This window comes from Pedobacter psychrodurus (genome assembly GCF_004331735.1).
Classification (GTDB): domain Bacteria; phylum Bacteroidota; class Bacteroidia; order Sphingobacteriales; family Sphingobacteriaceae; genus Pedobacter; species Pedobacter psychrodurus.
Window position 1 is genome coordinate 332,475 of record NZ_SJSO01000002.1, and the last position, 20,212, is coordinate 352,686.

General features: G+C 38.1%; 20 protein-coding genes. 13 read left to right on the forward strand and 7 right to left on the reverse strand.

Annotated elements, in window-relative coordinates:
* The 7 genes from EZ456_RS03240 to EZ456_RS03270 all read left to right on the forward strand — a co-directional run bounded on the left by EZ456_RS03240 (position 1) and on the right by EZ456_RS03270 (position 9,537).
* Positions 1-681 carry a type 1 glutamine amidotransferase domain-containing protein gene (locus EZ456_RS03240; protein ID WP_131527249.1) on the forward strand — a complete coding sequence of 227 codons (681 nt, stop codon included), beginning with the start codon at positions 1-3 and terminating at the stop codon, positions 679-681.
* Positions 682-898: 217 nt separating this feature from the next.
* Positions 899-5,332: a DNA polymerase III subunit alpha gene (gene dnaE / locus EZ456_RS03245; RefSeq protein ID WP_131527251.1), complete on the forward strand. Its 4,434-nt coding sequence runs from the start codon at positions 899-901 to the stop codon at positions 5,330-5,332.
* 154 nt (positions 5,333-5,486) lie between these two features.
* Positions 5,487-5,807 carry a thioredoxin gene (gene trxA / locus EZ456_RS03250; protein ID WP_029275428.1) on the forward strand — a complete coding sequence of 107 codons (321 nt, stop codon included), beginning with the start codon at positions 5,487-5,489 and terminating at the stop codon, positions 5,805-5,807.
* 127 nt (positions 5,808-5,934) lie between these two features.
* The gene (locus tag EZ456_RS03255) at positions 5,935-7,152 is read left to right on the forward strand and encodes a PQQ-dependent sugar dehydrogenase (protein WP_165501223.1); all 1,218 of its coding nucleotides are present in this window, start codon (positions 5,935-5,937) and stop codon (positions 7,150-7,152) included.
* A gap of 417 nt (positions 7,153-7,569) precedes the next feature.
* A complete protein-coding gene (locus EZ456_RS03260; protein ID WP_131527253.1) occupies positions 7,570-8,487 on the forward strand; it encodes a DUF58 domain-containing protein in 918 nt (305 codons plus the stop codon).
* Positions 8,488-8,553: 66 nt separating this feature from the next.
* The gene (locus EZ456_RS03265; protein ID WP_131527255.1) at positions 8,554-9,015 is read left to right on the forward strand and encodes a redoxin domain-containing protein; all 462 of its coding nucleotides are present in this window, start codon (positions 8,554-8,556) and stop codon (positions 9,013-9,015) included.
* A 3-nt stretch (positions 9,016-9,018) separates the two neighbouring features.
* Entirely contained in the window at positions 9,019-9,537 is a 519-nt protein-coding gene (locus EZ456_RS03270) for a DsbA family protein (protein ID WP_131527257.1), read from the forward strand.
* Positions 9,538-9,834: 297 nt separating this feature from the next.
* Here the strand turns inward: EZ456_RS03270 and EZ456_RS03275 are convergent, their stop codons facing one another.
* The gene (locus EZ456_RS03275; RefSeq protein ID WP_131527259.1) at positions 9,835-10,305 is read right to left on the reverse strand and encodes a hypothetical protein; all 471 of its coding nucleotides are present in this window, start codon (positions 10,303-10,305) and stop codon (positions 9,835-9,837) included.
* 126 nt (positions 10,306-10,431) lie between these two features.
* Between EZ456_RS03275 and EZ456_RS03280 the strand changes: the two genes are divergently transcribed.
* Positions 10,432-11,232, forward strand: coding sequence for a TonB family protein (locus EZ456_RS03280; protein WP_131527261.1), 801 nt, complete (start codon positions 10,432-10,434; stop codon positions 11,230-11,232).
* A gap of 297 nt (positions 11,233-11,529) precedes the next feature.
* On the opposite strand, the gene hppD is transcribed toward EZ456_RS03280, so the two are convergent.
* A complete protein-coding gene (gene hppD, locus EZ456_RS03285; protein ID WP_131527263.1) occupies positions 11,530-12,660 on the reverse strand; it encodes a 4-hydroxyphenylpyruvate dioxygenase in 1,131 nt (376 codons plus the stop codon).
* 101 nt (positions 12,661-12,761) lie between these two features.
* Positions 12,762-13,928, reverse strand: coding sequence for a homogentisate 1,2-dioxygenase (locus EZ456_RS03290; protein WP_131527265.1), 1,167 nt, complete (start codon positions 13,926-13,928; stop codon positions 12,762-12,764).
* A 279-nt stretch (positions 13,929-14,207) separates the two neighbouring features.
* On the opposite strand from EZ456_RS03290, the gene EZ456_RS03295 reads away from it, so the two are divergent.
* From EZ456_RS03295 to EZ456_RS03315, 5 genes are all read left to right on the forward strand, one after another.
* Positions 14,208-14,663 (forward strand): hypothetical protein, encoded by a 456-nt coding sequence (locus EZ456_RS03295; RefSeq protein WP_131527267.1) that lies wholly within the window; start codon positions 14,208-14,210, stop codon positions 14,661-14,663.
* 67 nt (positions 14,664-14,730) lie between these two features.
* Positions 14,731-15,729, forward strand: a complete 999-nt coding sequence (locus EZ456_RS03300; protein WP_131527269.1) for a fumarylacetoacetate hydrolase family protein — start codon at positions 14,731-14,733, stop codon at positions 15,727-15,729.
* A 159-nt stretch (positions 15,730-15,888) separates the two neighbouring features.
* On the forward strand, positions 15,889-16,287 hold the full coding sequence (locus EZ456_RS03305; protein ID WP_131527271.1) for a four helix bundle protein: 399 nt from the start codon (positions 15,889-15,891) through the stop codon (positions 16,285-16,287).
* 155 nt (positions 16,288-16,442) lie between these two features.
* Positions 16,443-17,330: a flavin reductase family protein gene (locus EZ456_RS03310; RefSeq protein WP_131527273.1), complete on the forward strand. Its 888-nt coding sequence runs from the start codon at positions 16,443-16,445 to the stop codon at positions 17,328-17,330.
* A 25-nt stretch (positions 17,331-17,355) separates the two neighbouring features.
* Complete coding sequence (locus EZ456_RS03315; protein ID WP_131527275.1) at positions 17,356-17,961, forward strand: YdeI/OmpD-associated family protein; 606 nt, start codon at positions 17,356-17,358, stop codon at positions 17,959-17,961.
* A 1-nt stretch (position 17,962) separates the two neighbouring features.
* Here EZ456_RS03315 and EZ456_RS03320 read toward each other — a convergent pair whose 3' ends face one another.
* From EZ456_RS03320 to EZ456_RS03335, 4 genes are all read right to left on the reverse strand, one after another.
* The gene (locus EZ456_RS03320) at positions 17,963-18,508 is read right to left on the reverse strand and encodes a C40 family peptidase (RefSeq protein WP_131527277.1); all 546 of its coding nucleotides are present in this window, start codon (positions 18,506-18,508) and stop codon (positions 17,963-17,965) included.
* 116 nt (positions 18,509-18,624) lie between these two features.
* On the reverse strand, positions 18,625-18,999 hold the full coding sequence (locus tag EZ456_RS03325) for a DUF4870 domain-containing protein (protein WP_131527278.1): 375 nt from the start codon (positions 18,997-18,999) through the stop codon (positions 18,625-18,627).
* A 51-nt stretch (positions 19,000-19,050) separates the two neighbouring features.
* Positions 19,051-19,752 (reverse strand): SDR family NAD(P)-dependent oxidoreductase, encoded by a 702-nt coding sequence (locus EZ456_RS03330; RefSeq protein WP_131527279.1) that lies wholly within the window; start codon positions 19,750-19,752, stop codon positions 19,051-19,053.
* 205 nt (positions 19,753-19,957) lie between these two features.
* Positions 19,958-20,209 carry a hypothetical protein gene (locus tag EZ456_RS03335; RefSeq protein ID WP_131527280.1) on the reverse strand — a complete coding sequence of 84 codons (252 nt, stop codon included), beginning with the start codon at positions 20,207-20,209 and terminating at the stop codon, positions 19,958-19,960.
* Positions 20,210-20,212: the final 3 nt, after the last annotated feature.

Consider the following 20,212-nt stretch of genomic DNA (forward strand, 5'->3'; position numbering starts at 1 on the left):
ATGAAAATACTAATGGTTTTAACATCCCACAGCGAGTTGGGAAATACCGGTGAAAAAACAGGTTTTTGGATTGAGGAATTTGCTGCACCGTATTATTTATTGGCTGATGCCGGAGTAGAAATAACATTAGCTTCTCCAAAGGGAGGACAGCCACCCATCGACCCGAAAAGTGATGCCCCTGATGCGCAGACGGAAGCAACGAAAAGATTTAAAGCTGATGAAAAAGTACAGGAAATTTTGGCAAACACTGTTCAGTTAAATACGGTAAATGAAAAGGATTTTGATGCGGTATTCTATCCAGGAGGTCATGGCCCGTTATGGGATTTGGCAAACGATGAAAAATCCATTGCGCTGATTGAAGAATTTTATAAAGCTAAAAAACCTGTAGCTTTTGTATGTCATGCACCTGGAGTGCTTATTAAAGTTAAAGACCAAAATGGGGATCCTTTAGTAAAAGGTAAGGCAGTTACTGGGTTTTCAAATTCGGAAGAAGAAGCTGTTAAGTTAACAGATGTTGTTCCTTTTTTATTGGAGGATGAATTTAAAAAACTTGGGGGCCATTATAGCAAAGGTGCCGATTGGGGTTCTTATGTAAAAAAGGATGGTTTGCTTATTACCGGACAAAACCCAGGTTCATCAGAAGAGGCAGCAAAAGTTTTATTAGAGACTTTGAAAGGGTAATTTCTAGTGATTTAAACTTTGTAAGTTTTTAAAATTCCCGAAGTTTTTTAAGACTTTAATCCCGAAATCATTTATTGTCCGGGATTTCTTATTTAAAAAACCTGATAGGTTTGTTCGTCATATTTTTGTTGATAAAATCTGACAAAACCACCTGTCAAAATTCTTATTTTTGAAGAACCGTTATTATTCTAAAACGGTTAATTCTTTGCCGCACAATATGTACTTAATTTTTGATACTGAAACCACTGGTTTGCCACGTAATTATAACGCACCCATTACCGATACGGATAATTGGCCACGTTGTATACAAATTGCATGGCAACTGCACGATGAGATGGGGAGATTGGTTGAACATCAGGATTATCTGGTTAAGCCAGAGGGGTTTAATATTCCGTATGATGCAGAAAGAATCCACGGTATCTCCACCGAACTCGCTGCCGAACAAGGTATCGGTTTCGATGAGATGCTGGCCAAGTTTAACGAAGTTTTAAACAAAGCCAAGTTCATTGTAGGGCAAAATGTTGGCTTCGACGTGAACATTATGGGCTGTGAGTTTCACCGCTTTGGTGTGGCCAACCGTTTGGCAGAGATGCCCGTTTTGGATACCTGTACGGAAGTTACCGCCCAACTTTTACAATTACCCGGCGGTAGAGGCGGCAGGTTTAAATTGCCAACCTTAACCGAACTGCACGCTTATCTGTTTGGCGCTCCTTTTAACGAAGCGCACAACGCTACTGCCGATGTGGAAGCAACTACGCGTTGTTTCTTGGAGCTGGTAAAAAGAGAAGTTTTTAAAAAAGAAGAATTACAGGTTGATGTAGAATATTTTCCTCGTTTTAGGGAGGTAAATCCTGCTACAATTGAAGGTGTTGGTTTAAAACACATCAATTTAAAAGCAGCATCAGATGAAATTCGCAAGCGTATACAAAAAGCTGAAGGTGGGGGTATTTCCAAACAAGAACTTGCCGGAAATAAACAGGAGCTTGCAGCAGCGACTTTTGTGCATTTGCATAACCATACCCAGTTTTCGGTGCTTCAAAGTACCATTAGTATTCCCGATTTGATAAAAGCTGCTGCGGCTCAAAAAATGCCAGCAGTAGCCATGACCGATCATGCGAATATGATGGGGGCTTTCCACTTCGTAAACAATGTTTTAAACCACAACAAAGCTGCCGAAGCGAAAAATGCAGCAGCAATAGAAGCCGACGAACGTCCAACGGAAGTGGTAATGACACCAATTGTTGGCGTTGAGTTTTTTGTTTGTGGCAATCACCTCGATCGGACAGCAAAAGATAACGGTTACCAGATGGTGTTGCTGGCGAAGAACAAAAAAGGCTATCACAATTTAGCTAAAATGTCTTCTATTGCTTATACCAAAGGGTTTTATTACGTTCCACGTATCGATAGGGAGGTAATTGAACAGTATAAAGATGATATTATCGTTTTATCGGGTAACCTTTCTGGAGAGATTTCGAACAAACTTTTAAACATGGGCGAAACCCAGGCTGAAGAAGCACTGATCTGGTGGAAAAACATGTTTGGCGATGATTTCTATGTAGAGGTAATGCGCCATAACCAGGAAGATGAAGATCGCGTAAACGAATCGCTGATTGCTTTGGCACACAAACATGAGGTTAAATTGGTGGCTACCAATAATACCTACTACATTAACAAAAAGGATGCGAATGCGCACGATATTTTGCTTTGTGTAAAAGATGGCGAAAAACAGGCAACACCAATTGGCCGTGGCCGCGGTTATCGGTATGGTTTGCCCAATCAAGAATATTATTTCAAATCTGGCGATGAAATGAAATCGCTTTTTGCCGATTTGCCAGAGGCGATTGTAAATATTAAAGAAATTGTAGATAAGATTGAAATCTATAAACTTGCCCGCGAAGTACTCTTACCTAAATTCGATATTCCTGAAGAATTTTTGGTTGCTGAGGATGAAGCCGACGGTGGAAAACGTGGAGAAAATAAATTTTTACGTCACCTTACTTACGAAGGTGCCAAGAAACGTTATGGTGTATTAACCCCTGAGGTTATCGAACGTTTAGATTTCGAATTGCAAACCATTGAGAAAACTGGTTATCCGGGTTATTTCCTGATTGTACAGGATTTTATTGCCGAAGCCCGTCGCAGGGATGTTTCGGTAGGTCCAGGTCGTGGTTCTGCAGCCGGATCGGTGGTTGCTTATTGTTTGTGGATCACGAATATCGATCCGATTAAGTACGATCTCCTTTTTGAGCGTTTCTTAAATCCCGATCGTGTTTCCATGCCCGATATTGATATCGATTTTGATGATGAGGGCCGTGGCCGTGTAATGGAATACGTAATCAACAAATACGGTTCCAGCCAGGTGGCGCAGATTATCACTTATGGAACCATGGCTGCCAAATCTTCTATCCGCGATACAGCGAGAGTGTTGGATTTGCCACTTTTTGAAGCAGATAAGATTGCAAAGCTGATTCCGAATATGAAGCTCGCAAAAATCTTCAATCTAGATGAAAAAACCTTGAAAGAATCTTTGCGCCCTGATGAATATGAGCGTGTAGTAGAATTGAAAAACCTTGGTGCATTAAAGGATTTGAGTGCCGAAACCATTCAACAGGCACAGATTTTAGAAGGCTCTTTACGGAACACCGGTATCCACGCCTGCGGGGTAATTATTACGCCAAGCGATATTACCAATTTCGTTCCTGTTGCTACAGCAAAAGATTCTGATTTATACGTTACCCAATTTGATAACTCGGTTGTAGAAAGCGCTGGTTTATTAAAGATGGACTTTTTGGGCTTAAAAACCCTTACCCTGATCAAGGATACCGTAAAACTGGTTAAAAAAAGGTTTAATATCGATCTCGATCCAGATACTTTCCCAATCGACGATGTATTAACTTACGAACTTTTCCAACGTGGTGAAACCATTGGGATTTTCCAGTACGAGAGTCCCGGCATGCAGAAATACATGAAGGAGCTGAAACCAACGGTTTTCGACGATTTAATTGCGATGAACGCATTATACCGCCCAGGACCGATGGAGTACATTCCGAGTTTCGTTCGCCGTAAAAATGGCGAAGAAGAAATTAAGTATGATTTAGATGCCTGCGAAGAGTATTTGAAAGAAACTTATGGAATTACCGTTTATCAAGAGCAGGTAATGCTTTTGTCGCAGAAACTGGCTGGCTTTACCAAAGGTGAGGCCGACGTTCTGCGTAAGGCAATGGGTAAGAAACAGAAAGAGGTTCTGGATAAAATGAAACCAAAGTTTGTGAAACAAGCGGCCGAAAAAGGTCACGATGCCACAACTTTAGAAAAAATATGGAAAGATTGGGAAGCATTTGCATCCTACGCTTTCAACAAATCGCACTCTACCTGTTATGCATGGATTGCCTATCAAACGGCATACTTAAAAGCACATTACCCGGCCGAATATATGGCTGCGGTACTGTCGAACAACATGAGTGATATTAAACAAGTAGCCTTCTTTATGGAAGAATGTCGCCAGATGAGTGTTACGGTATTAGGCCCTGATGTAAACGAATCTGACCTCAAGTTCTCGGTAAATGCCAAGGGCGAAGTTCGTTTCGGCATGTCGGCAGTAAAAGGTGTGGGTGAAAAGGCGGTAGAAAGTATTATCGAAGAAAGATTGGCAAATGGGCCTTATGGCAATGTGTACGATTTCGCCAAGCGTTCCAACACCCGCATTGTAAATAAAAAAGCTTACGAGAGTTTTGTATACAGCGGCGCTTTCGATGCCTTTGGGGGACATAGGGCGCAGTATTTTTATATTGGCCCGAACGATAAAATGAATGGTATTGAAAAGATTATTAAGTATGCCAACGATTTTCAGAACAATGAAAGCACCTCGCAAGCATCTTTGTTCGGGGGCTCTAAAGCTGATCTGATTTTAGAACCAAGTTTGCCAGTTTCGCCAGAATGGGCGTTAATGGACAGGTTGAAATACGAGAAAGATGCCATTGGAATTTTTCTTTCTGGCCACCCTTTAGATAATTATAAACTCGAACTCGATAAATTCTGTACACACGGCGTTAAGCAACTGAGCGTGATCAACAAGGTGCGTATGGGCGATAACAATGAAGAGGTTCTGGCCGAATTTGAAAAACTAAAAAACCGTGAACTTTGTGTAGGTGGGCTGGTGGTAACCGCATCGCAAAGGATTACCAAAACGGGTAAGCCATTTGGTACTTTTGTTTTCGAAGATTATGAGGATGCAAGCGAAATGGCCTTGTTCGGAGAAGATTTTTTAAAGTTTAAATCGTTTTTAACAGAAGGATATTTCTTACAGATTAGAGGCCGGGTTGGTGAGCGTTTCGGTAAAGCCGGCGATTGGGAATTTAAAATTACCGCCATTAACTTAATGTCTGAGCTGAGGGATAAATTAGCTAAAAGTTTAACTATCCAGGTGCCAATTGAACGGGTTAACGATCAACTGATGCGCGAGATTGAAGCCATATTAGCAGACAATAAGGCAAGCTCTGAGCAGCAAAACTGCCAACTTAACTTCGCTATTTTTGATCGGGAAAAGGAGATTATGTTGGATATGCCTTCGAAAAATCTCAAAATAAACCCGAACAATAAGTTTTTGGAACAATTACTCGGGCTTAATGTTGTAAATTACAAGTTAAACTAGCGTTTGGCGCTTGGCGCCAAGCGTTTAGTCCTATCGAACATAAAACGCCTTACGCCTACCGCTCTGCGCTTTTACCAAAATAATGTCAAATTGACATTACAGATGGGTTGGCATTACAATTGAATACATATATTTGAACATAAAAAAAATAATTATGGCATTAGAAATCACAGATGCAAACTTCGAGGAGCTTGTATTAAAATCAGATAAACCCGTATTAGTAGATTTTTGGGCAGAATGGTGTGGCCCTTGTCGCATGGTTGGTCCAGTAGTAGAAGAAATCGCAAAGGAATATGATGGTAAAGCGGTAGTTGGAAAAGTAAACGTTGATAACAACCCTCAAATTTCAATGCAGTTTGGTATCCGTAACATCCCAGCTTTATTATACTTTAAAGATGGTCAGGTTGTTGACAAACAAGTTGGTGCTGTTCCAAAATCAGTATTAGCAGAAAAATTAAACAAGCAATTGGCTTAGTTTAAGCTTAAAGCATGAAGACCAAAGCCTAAGGGCTTGTAACATATTTAAAACCCAAGTTCATTTAATGGATTTGGGTTTTTTATTGCAAACATAATTTTGTTTCTTTAATAAAAAACTAACAATCATGTCTATTAACTTATTTAACAATAAAACTTTAGGTATTTTATTGGCAGGTTTAACCCTAAACTGTGCGAATATTGCATGTGTATCGGCACAAAACCCTGTTGAAACGAACGAACCCTCTGCAGATTATAAACCAGCCTTTGCAGGACAGACCAGAATTGCAGGTGTAAAGACCAAAACCCCTCTGGATATTACAATTATTAATGAAAAGTTAGAAAATCCATGGGCCATTTCAGTTCTTCCTAACGGTGGTTTTCTAATTACACAAAAACAGGGTACCATGGTGATTCTTACACCCGATGGAAAATTAAGCAAAAAGATAACGGGTTTACCAAAGGTAGATGCTTCTGGCCAAGGCGGTTTATTAGATGTAACCTTAGATCCAAACTTTGCTAAAAATAGAATGATTTATTGGGCTTATTCAGAGCCACAGGATAAAGGTGTTTTATTGGCTATTGCCAAAGGTAAATTGGCGGCTAATGAAACGACAATAGAGAACCAGACCATTATTTACCGTGCTACACCTGCTTATGGCGGCAAACTTCAATACGGTTCGAGAATTGTTTTCGATAAAAATGGCAATTTGTTTGTAAGTACAGGTGAGCGTTCTGGTAGCGATATCAGAATTCAGGCGCAGTATTTAAATTCTTCTTTGGGTAAAATCTTACACCTTACTACAGACGGCAAGGCAGTGGCGAATGGACCATTTGCAGGCAAGGCAGATGCAAAACCAGAAATTTATGCATACGGACTCCGCAATCCAGATGGTTTAGCTATTAATCCTTTAACTGGTGATTTATGGGAAGCCGAATTTGGTCCTAAGGGTGGCGACGAGGTGAATATTATTAAACCAGGCAAAAATTATGGATGGCCAATTATTACCTACGGAACCGAATATAGTGGTAAAAAAGTAGGCGATGGTATTCAGCAGAAAGAAGGGATGGAACAGCCGGTTTACTACTGGAATCCAAGTATTTCACCAGGTTGTATTGCATTCTATAATAGCAGTAGTATTGCCGAGTGGAAAGGAAATTTATTTGTAGGCGGTTTAGGCGGTTCGCATATTATCCGTTTGATAATAAAAGATGATAAAATTGTTGGCGAAGAAAGATTGTTGGAAGGTAAAGGCGAACGTTTCCGAGATATGGTAGAAGGAAAGGATGGAGCGCTTTATTCAGTAACAGATAATGGTCATTTGTTTAGAATAGCTAAGAAGTAAAATCATTTAGAAGATATTGATCCCGAATTCATTTTATTGAGTTCGGGATTTTTTGTTTTAAACGATTTTATTTGTTTTTGGAAATGAGGGTTCAGTTTTTTATGGTATTTTCAGTCCCGCTTTCTGTTCAAGGCCTGATGAAGAATCAGGCGCTTTCACTGTCAATCGGGTTTATTTACCACGGATAGTGGCACAGTCGGCGCCACTTAAACCCGACCGTAGCGAGATGCCGATTTTTTCAATCGGCAGAAGCGGGGGCGGGGCTGCACTAGCTTAGAAGTACTGCTATTGCTTTCCCAATCATTTAAAAAATACATATGACTTCAAAACTATGCTTATCGATAAAATATATTTTTTCCATCCAAACCTGATAGCTTTTTACAAGTTTTTTAATAAATCTTTTATTAGCTTTACCGTATGCAGGCTGTAAACTACGAGAACGAAACAAGCTATGGTAATTTAGAATTGCTTGCACAGCAAGTAGTAGAAGGTTTTATTACCGGACTGCATAAAAGTCCGTTTCATGGCTTTTCGGTCGAATTTGCCGAGCACCGTCAGTATAATAATGGAGATAATGTTAAAAATATCGACTGGAAATTATACGCCAAAACTGATAAACTTTACAGTAAACGTTTCGAAGAAGAAACCAATTTGCGTTGTCAGTTTGTGCTTGATGTTTCCTCATCAATGTACTTTCCTGAACCTAAAAATAACAAACTGATTTTCTCCATACAGGCTACTGCATCTTTGATGTACTTGTTGAAGAAACAGCGCGATGCCTTTGGTTTAAGCTTATTTACAGATGAAATACTATTGAATTCGCCAGCAAAGTCGACTACTGTACATCAGAAATATTTATTTACACAATTAGAAGATCTGCTGCATAAACCTAAGGTAAATGCGCAGACTAATTTAAGCGAGGCTTTGCATCAGGTTGCAGAATTAATTCATAAACGCTCTTTGGTAATTATTTTTAGTGATTTATTTAATACGCAAACCAGCACAGATAAAACGGATGAGTTTTTTGATGCCCTGCAGCATTTAAAATTCAACAAACATGAAGTGGTGGTTTTTAACGTGGTGGATAAATCAAAAGAAGTTGATTTCAATTTTGAGAATCGGCCATATCAGTTTATCGATATGGAAACTGGCGATACTATTAAGGTGCACACCAACCAGGTAAAGGATAATTATACAGCAGCGGTTTCTACTTATCGACAGCAGATTGCCCTAAAATGTGCTCAATATAAAATTGACTTAATTGATGCCGATATGAACGAGGGATTTTACCCAGTCCTTCAGTCTTACTTAATCAAACGGCAAAAATTAGGCTAAAATTTGTTGCAAACAACGCGGGGTAAGCGCTGTTTAATAAACGATTTAAATTTTAAACTCCCTAATATGTTAGAAAAAGGCGCTACAGCACCAGATTTCGAATTGAATGCTACTCCCGATCAGAAAATAAAACTTAAAGATTTTAAAGGTAAAAATGTTATCCTGGCTTTTTATCCGGCCGATTGGAGCCCAGTATGCAGCGACCAAATGGCACTTTACAACGAAATGCTAAAATACTTTAATAAGTATGATGCACAGATTTTCGGCGTTTCTGTTGATAGTGTTTGGTGCCACCTCGCTTTCGAAGAAAATAGAAAACTACATTTCCCTTTATTGGCAGATTTTGAACCAAAAGGGGCAGTTTCAAAAGCTTATGGTGTGTATGATGAAGAACTTGGCGAAAGTAAAAGGGCCCTTTTTGTTATTGATAAAGAGGGAAAAATTGCATGGAGTTATTTGTCGCCAATAGCCGTTAACCCGGGCGCTGATGGGATTTTAGATGCATTAGAAGAATTAGATAAGAAATAAGCTATGAGTACCTTACGGCCTGAAATAAATAATCACGATCATATTCAAGGTGATGATTCGGCTAGTATAACCATTGTCGAGTTTGGCGATTATCAATGTCCTTATTGCGGCAATGCCTACCCGATTATGAAGGAAATTGAAGAAACATTTGGCCATCAGATCAAATTTATCTTCCGCCATTTTCCTCTGGCGAACGCCCATGAGTATGCATTTCCAGCTGCCATTGCTGCAGAAGCTGCAGGTTTACAAGGCAAGTTTTGGGAAATGCACGATGCACTCTACGAAAATCAATACCGCCTAAATGGAGACCTGTTCGATGAATTGGCTGAAACGATTGGTTTAGATTTGGAGCAATTTCAGCAAGACAGTACTTCAGAAGAGATCAAAAAAAAAATAGAAGATGATTTTGATAGTGGTGTACGGAGTGGCGTAAACGGAACACCTTCATTTTATGTAAACGGAAGTAAATTTGATGGAGGCGCAACAGACCTTTATCAAATGCTTAAAGAAAGTGCCGAGTAATGCACCAAAGAAGTCAAGTTTTTAAAACTTGACTTCTTTAAAACAAAAAACCTCATGTATTTTGCAATACATGAGGTATCAGATAAGGGTAACCGGAAAACTAAAAAACTAATTATGAGTTTTTAGAATTTAACAAAATTGAAATCGCTTCGTGTTTTGTTATTTCAAAGGTGCACTTCAATTATGAAGTTTTAGTGAAGAAAAATCACCTTATCGCTGTTACACTACTTATGTTACAAATGAAAATAAATATGAAAAGCCAGAAATATCTTCCTGGCTTTCGGCTTATTAAGCCCATTACTTCTTCGAATAAATCCCTTGCAGGTGGGTTAATGCCGCTATCAATTTATCTTCATCGCCTGCTAAACAATAATACTTAATTCCATTTTTATCGTTATTTGGCTCATCTTCACGTTTGTCGAAAACCGGATAGATTGATTTAATCTTTGTGCTTGTTTGTTCCGGACTAACCTTGAATCCTTTCCAGGTGTTTATTTGCGATTTGTTGGAGGTTTCTTCTTTGGCATTATCTGAACTGGCAAAGGTTTTTCCAACTGTAAAAACCCCGAAATTCATTTCCTCATCAATGGAAAATGAATTTGCTGTAATTTTAAACATGGTTTCTGTTCCCTTGCGTAAAATGTGATCAGTTCCGCCAATGGCTTTTGCCAACAGTTGGTTAATGGTTTTAACAGTTTCGGCCTTTGTTTGAGCGAAGCAATGAATGCAGGTAGCCAGCAATAAGGCCAGCGTTAATTTTGTTTTCATAATTCTTTAAGGTTAAATATTTGTGTGTATCTAAATTTAAATAATTATTCGTCACTAACATTATTTGAAAAATTTTAAAAGGATGGTGAATGAAATGATATATTTACGTTTTTAAAAAAAATTACAATGAATTACCGCAAACTCTTCACTTTAAGTGTACTATTCTTATTTTTAATCACGTCTTTACCAATATTTGCTCAAAATTTATCTGATTCGAAAAAAGAACAGCAAAAAAGTCAGTTTGTAGGTCTTTATAAATATTTGGCCAGTAAAGTGCAATATTCATCTAAGGCATTATTTAGTAATCTACAGGGTAAAACTACTTTTCTTTTTAATATAGAAAATGGCCAAATACAAAACGTAGAAACGGCCTTAAATTTAGAAGGACTAAGTGAAAATGTTAAAAATTTAATTGCAGCTTACACCGGGCTATCCAAAACGATAAATGGAAAATACAGTATTAGCATCATATTTCAAATGGAAGGCATAAGAAACGCCTTGGTTCAGGAAGAGGTAGTTATTCCGGCTGATTATATTAAGTTAAGTAGTGTTAATATTATGGCGATGGGTGGCCCGTCGAAGCAAAATGTACCCGACAATTCTACCTATAAGAGTGAGGAAGTAGACACGCCACCTAATTTCCCGGGAGGATATAAAGCGCTGCAAGAATATTTCTATAAAAACATTAAATATTCAGAAGAAGCCTTAAAAAACAAAGTAGAAGGAAAAATATACTTTAGTTTTAAAATAGATTACGATGGAAATGTTAAAGACGTTAAAATTGTAAGAGGTTTAGGGTCTGGGTTGGATGAAATAGTAAAAAAAGTAATAAAAGACTGCCCAAAATGGAATGCAGCTATCAAAAATGGCCAAACCGTAAGTACAAAATTTAGCTACTTTGCAGAATGCAGATTACCAAATCCTTAAATTCTTTATAGTACCCGAAAATAAAAAGAGATCTAATATATAGTATTGTCATGTTTAGGGTTAATTAATTTCATCAATATAATGATTGGGGATTTTAGTAAATCTATAGACTGTGAGGAATCGTCATTCCCAACTCGATTGGGAATTATAATGTAATAGGCATTAAGATTCCCGCCTGCGCGGGAATGACGTCTACCAAATAGAAATCTGTCAATGGAAGCTTATCGCAGAGCTTCGTTAAATAATAAAATTAACAAGGCAACCAGATTTTCTGATTGCCTTGTTAATTAAGTAACCTTACAGATTACCTCTCAATTCCTGTTCGCGCTCTAACGATTCAAACAAAGCTTTAAAGTTACCCGCACCAAAGCTTTGTGCGCCTTTACGCTGAATAATCTCGAAGAAAAGGGTAGGACGGTCTTCAACTGGTTTGGTGAAGATCTGTAACAGATAACCTTCTTCATCGCAATCGACCAAAATGCCCAGGCTTTCTAGTAGTGAGATTTCCTCATCGATTTTACCTACACGCTGTGGCATCATATCGTAATAAGCTTCTGGTGGAGCACTTAAAAACTCTACACCACGTGCTTTTAGTTCTTTAACCGTGGTTACAATATCCTTTGTGGCTACTGCAATATGCTGAACACCTTCACCTTCATAATATTCCAGGTATTCTTCAATCTGCGATTTCTTTTTACCTTCAGCAGGTTCATTAATCGGAAATTTAGAAAAACCGTTTCCGTTACTCATTACCTTGCTCATTAATGCCGAATATTCGGTGTTAATCTGCTTATCATCAAAAGATAAGATGTTTACAAAACCCATTACATCTTCATACCATTGTACGGCTTCATTCATGCGGTTCCAGCCCACGTTGCCTACGCAATGATCAATATACAAAAGGCCAGCATCGGCAGGTTGATAATCACTTTCCCATACACGATAACCAGGCATAAATGTTCCGGTATAGTTTTTACGCTCTATAAACATGTGTACGGTTTCGCCATAAGTGTAAATGCCACTCATCCTAACCTCACCATTTTCATCTGTTAAAGTTTTAGGCTCCATATAAGGTTTAGCGCCACGTTTTGTGGTTTCTTCGAATGCGCTGTAAGCATCATCCACCCAAAGGGCTAATATTTTTACACCATCGCCATGTTTTTTTACATGCTCTGAGATTGGGTGATCTGATTTTAATGCTGTAGTTAAGATTAATCTGATTTTTCCCTGTTGCAATACATACGATGAACGGTCGCGTACGCCTGTTTCTGGTCCGGCATAAGCCAGGCTTTGAAACCCAAATGCAGTTTTGTAGTAGTGCGCCGCTTGTTTGGCATTGCCTACATAAAATTCGATATAATCTGTTCCGTTAATAGGCAGAAAGTCTGGTGCTTTTGATATTTTTTCTGCAAATGTTTGTGTTTCCATTGTTGTTGTTATTATTAAGTCCGAGGTCGGTTGTCCGAAGCCAGGGGTTATGTGTTTTAGTTATTAATCTTCGGACCTCGGTCTCCCGACTTCCGACTAATTTACTCTACGTTTATCTGCCAGCTCTTGTGGTAATTTTCATCTTCAATATCCAATGCATCCTGTGTAAGCATTAAAGGTTTAAAAGGATCGATCATTACCGCCAGTTCATCCGTTTTTTCTTTTCCGATTGATTTTTCTACAGTACCAGGATGTGGGCCATGTGGAATACCACCAGGGTGTAAGGTAATCTGCCCTTTAACTACGCTCTTGCGGCTCATAAAATCACCATCTACATAATAAAGCACTTCATCGCTATCTACATTGCTATGGTTGTATGGCGCAGGAATAGAATCAGGGTGGTAATCGTACTTGCGGGGAACAAAAGAGCAAACCACAAAATTGTGTCCTTCGAAAGTTTGGTGAACCGGAGGTGGTTGGTGCAAGCGGCCTGTTATCGGCTCAAAATCGTGAATAGAGAAAGCGTATGGATAATGATAACCGTCCCAGCCTACATAATCAAAAGGATGTGTACCATATGTATATGGATAAATTAACCCTTGTTTTTTAATCAGCACTTTAAAATCGCCGTATTCATCAAAGGTTTGCAGGTTTTCGGGTAGCCTTAAATCGCGCTCACAATAAGGCGCATGTTCCATTAACTGTCCAAACTGGTTTAAATATCTTTTTGGGGGTCTTAACGGACTAAAACTTTCTACAATGAACAGTCTATTTTGTTCGGTATCAAACTCCATTTGATAAATGGTCCCCCTCGGGATGATCAAATAATCGCCATAGGCGAACTTAATTTCTCCAAATCCTGTTTTCAGCTTTCCTGAACCTTCATGTATGAAGATCATTTCGTCGGCCTGGCTGTTTTTGTAGAAATAATCCGTCATCGATTTTCTTGGCGCTGCCAAAACGATGTGTAAATCGCTATTCACCAGAACTGCTTTTCTACTTTTTAGAAAATCGTCTTCGGGTTTAATATTGAAACCGATTAAACTGGTGTGTTTCAGGTGTTTTTCTCGGGCAATTTTTGGTTCAACACTATACGGTTCACCTAAATGTTTTACAATGGTAGGTGGATGACAATGATAAACCAATGAATATAAACTCGAAAAACCTTCGGTTGATACCAGCTCTTCGGCATAAAGATTTCCATCAGGTTTACGAAAAACCGTGTGACGTTTAGCTGGAATCTGCCCCAATTTATGATAAATAGGCATAATTAAATGGTGTTATGGTTAGAAAAGAAAAATCCTAATGAATTAACAATCAAAACGACAATGCGTTTCAATTAAAAAAGAAGAGTGAGTAAAATTACAGAGAATATTGAGCCATGATCAGCTTGGATAGCATCTTATAGCGACGGGCCGCAATAGCGTCGTTTACTAGATCAATATGTAATGCTTTTAAGATCATGGTTTTAATGGTGCCAAGGTAAGTATTTTATTTAAAAGTTGAAATTTTAATTACCTTTAATTACGTACTAAACGATCATACCAATGAAATTTATTTTTACATGCTTAATTTTTTTAGCCCTGAGCTATGCCACTTTTGCGCAACAAAAGGCCAAATATACCATTAGGGTTATAGACCTAAGTGGAAACGCAACAAGAGGTTCTTTTTATGCTGCAGCTGATGATGGTTTAACCATTATCAGAAACCGGAAGGATACCATAAAACTAAGTGCCGATAGTATCAGTGCATTATACATTCACCGAAAAGGGCTTGCCGCACCGCTAGCCATTGCCGGTGGTTTAACATTTTTTGTATTGGCCGCCAAAAGCGATAAATTGGTAGAATCGGTAGTGCTTATTGCTGCGGGCGTACCTGTTGGAGTATCAGGTGGGTTATTGATTGGTGGGTTACTCTCCAACAAAAAGAATTATAAAGCACTCCAGGCAAAAGATTTTCCTTTAATTAAATCAAATCTTCAGAAATATACCGTGTTAAAATAATAACGCTTAAGTTTTATTTTGAATGGCCTAATTTCTTAGCTTTACCGCGTATTTAACCAAATCATATATGAAACTAGTATCTTATAAAACCGAAGACAGAGAGCATCTTGGTATATTTATCAACGGACATATTTATAACTTAAATAGTTGCGACAAACTGCTTCCTGATAATATGAGTGCGTTTTTGCAAGGTGGCGAAGTATTAATGGAAAGAGCAAAAAGGATAGACGATCAAATAAAAGATGGTAGTTTAGTCGCTAAGGAAGAAATTTTTTACGAAATTTTAGCACCTGTTCCTCATCCAACCAGTTGTCGCGATGGATACGCTTTCAGACAGCATGTTGCTGCAGCGCGTAGAAACAGAAAGGTTGATATGATCCCTCAATTTGATGAGTACCCAATCTTTTATTTCACCAATCATAATGCTATTCAGGGTACTGGCGAAATTGAATGTATGCCAGATCATTTTGATAAACTGGATTTCGAATTGGAAATTGCCATTGTTATTGGTAAAAAAGGTAGAAATATTAAAGCTGCTGAGGCAGATGAATACATTGCTGGTTATATGGTGATGAACGATATGAGTGCCCGTACCTTGCAGATGGAAGAGATGTTGCTGAATTTAGGTCCGGCCAAAGGGAAAGATTTTTCTACCGTAATTGGTCCATGGTTGGTAACTCCTGATGAATTACTGCAGTATAAAGTTACGCCTAAAGAAGGACATGTTGGTAATGCTTACGATCTTAAAATGACCTGCAGGGTAAATGGGATCGAAGTTTCAAAAGGAAATGCTGCTGATATGGACTGGACTTTTGCCGAAATTATTGAACGTTGTGCTTATGGCGTAGATATCCTTCCAGGTGATGTAATTGGTTCAGGAACAGTTGGAACGGGTTGTTTCTTAGAGTTAAACGGTACCGGTTTGCTTAACGATCCAAATTATAAAGTACAGTGGTTACAGCCAGGCGATGTTGTAGAAATGGAAATAACAGGCCTTGGCGCTTTAACCAATACGATTACGAAAGCCAATACCGATTTTTCTATTTTGGGGTTGAAGAAACATTAAAATTCGAAGGTTGGAGTGCTCGGGTCGTTTGATCTAGAATGTTTTAAGGTTTGAAGTTGTAAGGTTGAAATGTTCTGGGCGTTTGATTCAAAACTGTGAAGTTGAAATGTGTAGGTTGTAAACCAATTATATTTTAATATTTTCACTTTACAATTGATAATGGCAAAAGTAGAAAAATTTGAGGATTTAGAAATTTGGCAACTAGCTAAACAAGTTGGTGTTGAAGCCTACCGGATCTCTGATTTAGAGCCAATGAAATCTGATTTTGGGTTGAAAGATCAATTTAGAAGAGCAGCAATGTCAATGTCTGATAATGTTGCTGAAGGATTTGAATATAACAACAATCCAGATTTCATTCGCTTTTTGGTTTATGCAAAAGGTTCGTCAGGAGAGTTTAGAAATAAAATCATAATATTAGAAGAAGCTAAAAAACTCTCTACAGTAGATTATAAACTTCTTTACCAGAAATGCATAGAATTTTCATCTAAAACAAAAAGATTTATCGATTACTTAAGGGATTTTGAAAAGAAAAAGAAGGCTTTGAAAAAGGGGGCATAATTTTTTCACTTTGCATCTAGAACTTTTTAACCTGGATAGATGGCTCTATTTTACGTCCAAAATTTTCCAATTTTTAAGTTTTATTCTAGACAGTTTTTTATATACACCTAAAACTTTCCAACATTTCAACTTTCCAACATTTAACCTATCAAACCTTGTTAACTTTAAACACCTCCGATTTAACACCCGTAGACCTGCAAAATTATTTGCAATATGCTATCGCTCCGCGACCGATCTGCTTTGCCTCAACTATTGATGCCGAAGGTAATATTAATTTAAGTCCCTTCAGTTTTTTTAATATGTTTAGTACCAACCCACCGATCTGTATTTTTTCGCCATCTAGGAGGGTACGCGACAATACGACCAAACATAGCCTGGAAAATGTACTTCAGGTTAAGGAATGCGTAATCAATATTGTAAACTATGATATGGTGCAGCAAATGAGTTTAGCGAGTACCGAATATGCAAAAGGAGTAAACGAATTCGAGAAAGCGGGATTTACCATGTTAAAATCTGATCTGGTTCGTCCACCAAGGGTTGCCGAAGCTCCTGTGCAGTTTGAATGTGTTGTAAATGAGGTAATTTCACTAGGCGATCATCATGGTGCGGGAAACCTGGTTTTGGCTGAAATAAAGGTTATACACATTAATGAAGCTATTTTAGACGAGAATGGTCGAATTGATCAGCAAAAAATCGACCTTGTAGCCCGTTTAGGAGGCGATTGGTATTGTAGGGTTACGAACCATAATTTGTTTAAAGTGGCAAAACCCTTAGCTAAATTGGGCATTGGTGTAGATCGCTTACCACATTCGGTCCGTTTTTCTAAAATATTGTCTGGAAATGACCTGGGAATGCTGGGAAACGTTGAACATTTACCGAGCGATGAAGAAATCGATCTTGTCAGTACCAATGCCGAAGTAAAAGAAGTGCTCGATGCTACGATAGGTGATACAACCAACCGCGAAAGGGAGCTGCACGAACTGGCAAAAAAGTTTCTTAGTTACGGAGAAGTGGAGCTTGCTTTAAAGGTAGTTTTGCTTTAAATTTATTCAGGTAATTCTTTTAGCTATGCATAATATTGCTCAGGTAGATCAGTACATCATTAATTCGGCAGAATTTGCGATCCCTATTTTAGATCATTTAAGAAATCTGGTACATAAGGCCGACGCACGGATTGAAGAAAAAATGAAATGGAGTATGCCTTTTTTTGATTTTAAAGGCACGGTTTGCCATATGGCATCCTTTAAACATCATTGTGCCTTTGGCTTTTGGAAAGGATCGTTAATGCAGGATGAGTATGGGATTTTTAAAGAACGTTCTGAAGCGATGGGTTTATTGGGTAAAATAACATGTTTGGAAGATTTACCTTCAGACGAAATTCTTATTGCATATATTCAACAGGCAATTCAATTAAACGAAAACAATGTAAAATTGCCGACAAAACCAAAGTCTACGGAGAAGAAAGAGCTGGTTATTCCAGAGTATTTAATGGAAGCCTTGCAGGAAGATCCTGAAGCATTAGCGGTTTTTCAAAATTTTAGTACATCCAATAAAAAAGATTATGTATTGTGGCTTGAAGAAGCTAAAACGGAAACTACCCGACAGAAAAGGCTGGTAAGCACATTAGTATGGCTTGCAGAAGGTAAAACAAGAATGTGGAAATATAAAAAGTAAGTTATATAATACTTACAATTTTCATGAAACGGGCCTTATAGTGACCATTAAAATCGGTGATGGTTACCCCATGTGCCTTACCCGAAGAAGCGTGGATAAATTTGATCCCATTTTCGTCAATCGAATAAATAATGCCAACGTGGCCTATTCTTCTTACTCTCGAATTGCTCCCAGTGAAAATAAGTACATCTCCAACCTTCGCGTTTTCTAAACTGGTTTCTTTGCCTGTGGCACTAAATTCTCGTGAAGAGCGTGGAACCTTAAAACCAAAATTACTGAATACATAACTCACAAAACCTGAACAATCGAAACCAACTTTAGGGTTACTTGTTGCATAACGATAAGGGATACCTAACATGCTTTTAGCAAAATCGATTAAACTTTCGGATTGCTTAGCTGAGGAATTGTTTGATAATTTATCTTCTTTAGGGAGGCTGGCAACGAGCTTTTTAACTAACTCTTGGTACTGAGCCGGGATGATGGTTTGAGCTTTTCCTGCCGTGGCAGACAAAATGAAAAACAGAATCGGGACTATTATTTTCTTCATATGTTAGAACCAAAGATATAAAAAATATCTAAAGTTGATTAAAATGTTGAAAATGAGTGCCAATAAAAAAGTCCAAACGATGTGCTTGGACTTCTGATTAAAATATTTGGTTTCGATTAAATACTTGGGAACATGGTTTGTGCCCTATCACCAATTAATGGAATAGGTTTTTTTTCTCCCTGGATTGCAGCAATTAATCCGATAATCCACAATACGAATAATCCAATTTGAACAATCCGGAGTATATAAACAGCATCTATAAAGCCTGTCGCAAAAATTAAAGGGATTAAAAATAAGCTTAAACCCCAACTCAAAACGGTTGATACCAGATGGAAGAGCAGCGTCTGTTTTAAATGATATCGGCTTAATTCGGTCTGGTTATCTTTATACATGGCGAAATAGGCAATTAACCATCCAATAAACCAAAAGTAGCTTACTATTGAGGCATTTTTTCCATTGTCGGCTGTTTTAAAAGGGGAGTTTGTTTCCATAGGTTTTTCAGTTTTTCGATTTATGACGTAAATTACTAAATAATATGGATATTATGGTGTGGTAACAGCAACGGGTAAAATCTTGCCATTAAAGAATTTATGTCCGGTTTTAGCAAAATCGGTAACATATTTCCCCATTTCGAAGGCCATAACCGGGCTTTGGTATCCCGGGAAAGCGGCTTCGAGCATTTCCGTTTGCGCTGAGCCCAATGCGAGGCAGTTGATCTTGATTCCTGTTTCAGCCAATTCAAATGCTAAACATTCAGTTAAAGTATGCAAAGCCGCTTTACTTGCCGAGTAAGCCGAAAGACCTGGGAATTTAATGCTCCCTTGAAAACCACCCATACTTCCAATGTTTACAATATGGCTTCCAGCTTGCATTAAGGGCAAAATATGCTGAATCATCCTGAAATGTGAAATCACATTGCTCTGTAACATTTCGCCCAGATCAATTGCTGTGGTTTCTAAAAAAGGTTTATTAATTAAAGCTCCTGCATTGTTAATTAGGATGTCAACAGATCCTAAGCGTTCTTTTAAAAATGGAAGGAGTACATTGTAATCATCATTTACAATATCAAATTCTACTGGTAAAAGTGTACAGTCGGGATTAATGCCTTTAGCAATTTCTAAGAGTTTACGTAATTTATCTGCCGACCGTGCAATGGCTACGATTTTGTTCTCTTTCTGTAAGCTAAATTCTAAAGCAGTTTCGAAACCGATTCCACTACTTGCACCTGTAATTATAATGTTCATTAAAAAAGTTAAAAATTGTTGTAAAGTTAAATTGTTCTGGGGCTATGATAATTCTTGGTTGATAGAAATTGAAGGTATTTGATGGATAAGTTCGTCATGCAGAATTTATTTCAGCATCTATTTTGCATTAAGACCCTGAAATAAATCCGATAGCTATCGGATCAGGGTGACGACCGACTTTTAACCCCTTCCTAATTGCAACCTATCAGTTAATCTCCCACTCATCTCTTAAATCACTTTGCCATTTAGACGGATCTTTAATGTCTTTAAACATTATGTTGCCTTCAGTATTATCAATTACCTTTTTTAATTTCTGGTATGATCCTTTTGGCTCTTCCACCATATTTGGCTGATGTTTTTTGATATCAACATCTTCTACAAAAGATAATGCCTTAAGCATCTTTTCCAGAAGCGCAGCATTTTGTTCGTTATCTACTTGTACTGTGATGGTTGTCATAAC

Bases quoted from the DNA above. Each gene is read 5' to 3' on its own strand.
- EZ456_RS03280 (WP_131527261.1), top strand. From the start codon at position 10,432: ATGAATTACCGCAAACTCTTCACTTTAAGTGTACTATTCTTATTTTTA.
- EZ456_RS03290 (WP_131527265.1), bottom strand. From the start codon at position 13,928: ATGCCTATTTATCATAAATTGGGGCAGATTCCAGCTAAACGTCACACG.
- dnaE (WP_131527251.1), top strand. From the start codon at position 899: ATGTACTTAATTTTTGATACTGAAACCACTGGTTTGCCACGTAATTAT.
- EZ456_RS03320 (WP_131527277.1), bottom strand. From the start codon at position 18,508: ATGAAGAAAATAATAGTCCCGATTCTGTTTTTCATTTTGTCTGCCACG.
- EZ456_RS03240 (WP_131527249.1), top strand. From the start codon at position 1: ATGAAAATACTAATGGTTTTAACATCCCACAGCGAGTTGGGAAATACC.
- hppD (WP_131527263.1), bottom strand. From the start codon at position 12,660: ATGGAAACACAAACATTTGCAGAAAAAATATCAAAAGCACCAGACTTT.
- trxA (WP_029275428.1), top strand. From the start codon at position 5,487: ATGGCATTAGAAATCACAGATGCAAACTTCGAGGAGCTTGTATTAAAA.
- EZ456_RS03270 (WP_131527257.1), top strand. From the start codon at position 9,019: ATGAGTACCTTACGGCCTGAAATAAATAATCACGATCATATTCAAGGT.
- EZ456_RS03295 (WP_131527267.1), top strand. From the start codon at position 14,208: ATGAAATTTATTTTTACATGCTTAATTTTTTTAGCCCTGAGCTATGCC.
- EZ456_RS03315 (WP_131527275.1), top strand. From the start codon at position 17,356: ATGCATAATATTGCTCAGGTAGATCAGTACATCATTAATTCGGCAGAA.
- EZ456_RS03260 (WP_131527253.1), top strand. From the start codon at position 7,570: ATGCAGGCTGTAAACTACGAGAACGAAACAAGCTATGGTAATTTAGAA.
- EZ456_RS03255 (WP_165501223.1), top strand. From the start codon at position 5,935: ATGTCTATTAACTTATTTAACAATAAAACTTTAGGTATTTTATTGGCA.
- EZ456_RS03300 (WP_131527269.1), top strand. From the start codon at position 14,731: ATGAAACTAGTATCTTATAAAACCGAAGACAGAGAGCATCTTGGTATA.
- EZ456_RS03330 (WP_131527279.1), bottom strand. From the start codon at position 19,752: ATGAACATTATAATTACAGGTGCAAGTAGTGGAATCGGTTTCGAAACT.
- EZ456_RS03265 (WP_131527255.1), top strand. From the start codon at position 8,554: ATGTTAGAAAAAGGCGCTACAGCACCAGATTTCGAATTGAATGCTACT.
- EZ456_RS03335 (WP_131527280.1), bottom strand. From the start codon at position 20,209: ATGACAACCATCACAGTACAAGTAGATAACGAACAAAATGCTGCGCTT.
- EZ456_RS03325 (WP_131527278.1), bottom strand. From the start codon at position 18,999: ATGGAAACAAACTCCCCTTTTAAAACAGCCGACAATGGAAAAAATGCC.
- EZ456_RS03275 (WP_131527259.1), bottom strand. From the start codon at position 10,305: ATGAAAACAAAATTAACGCTGGCCTTATTGCTGGCTACCTGCATTCAT.
- EZ456_RS03305 (WP_131527271.1), top strand. From the start codon at position 15,889: ATGGCAAAAGTAGAAAAATTTGAGGATTTAGAAATTTGGCAACTAGCT.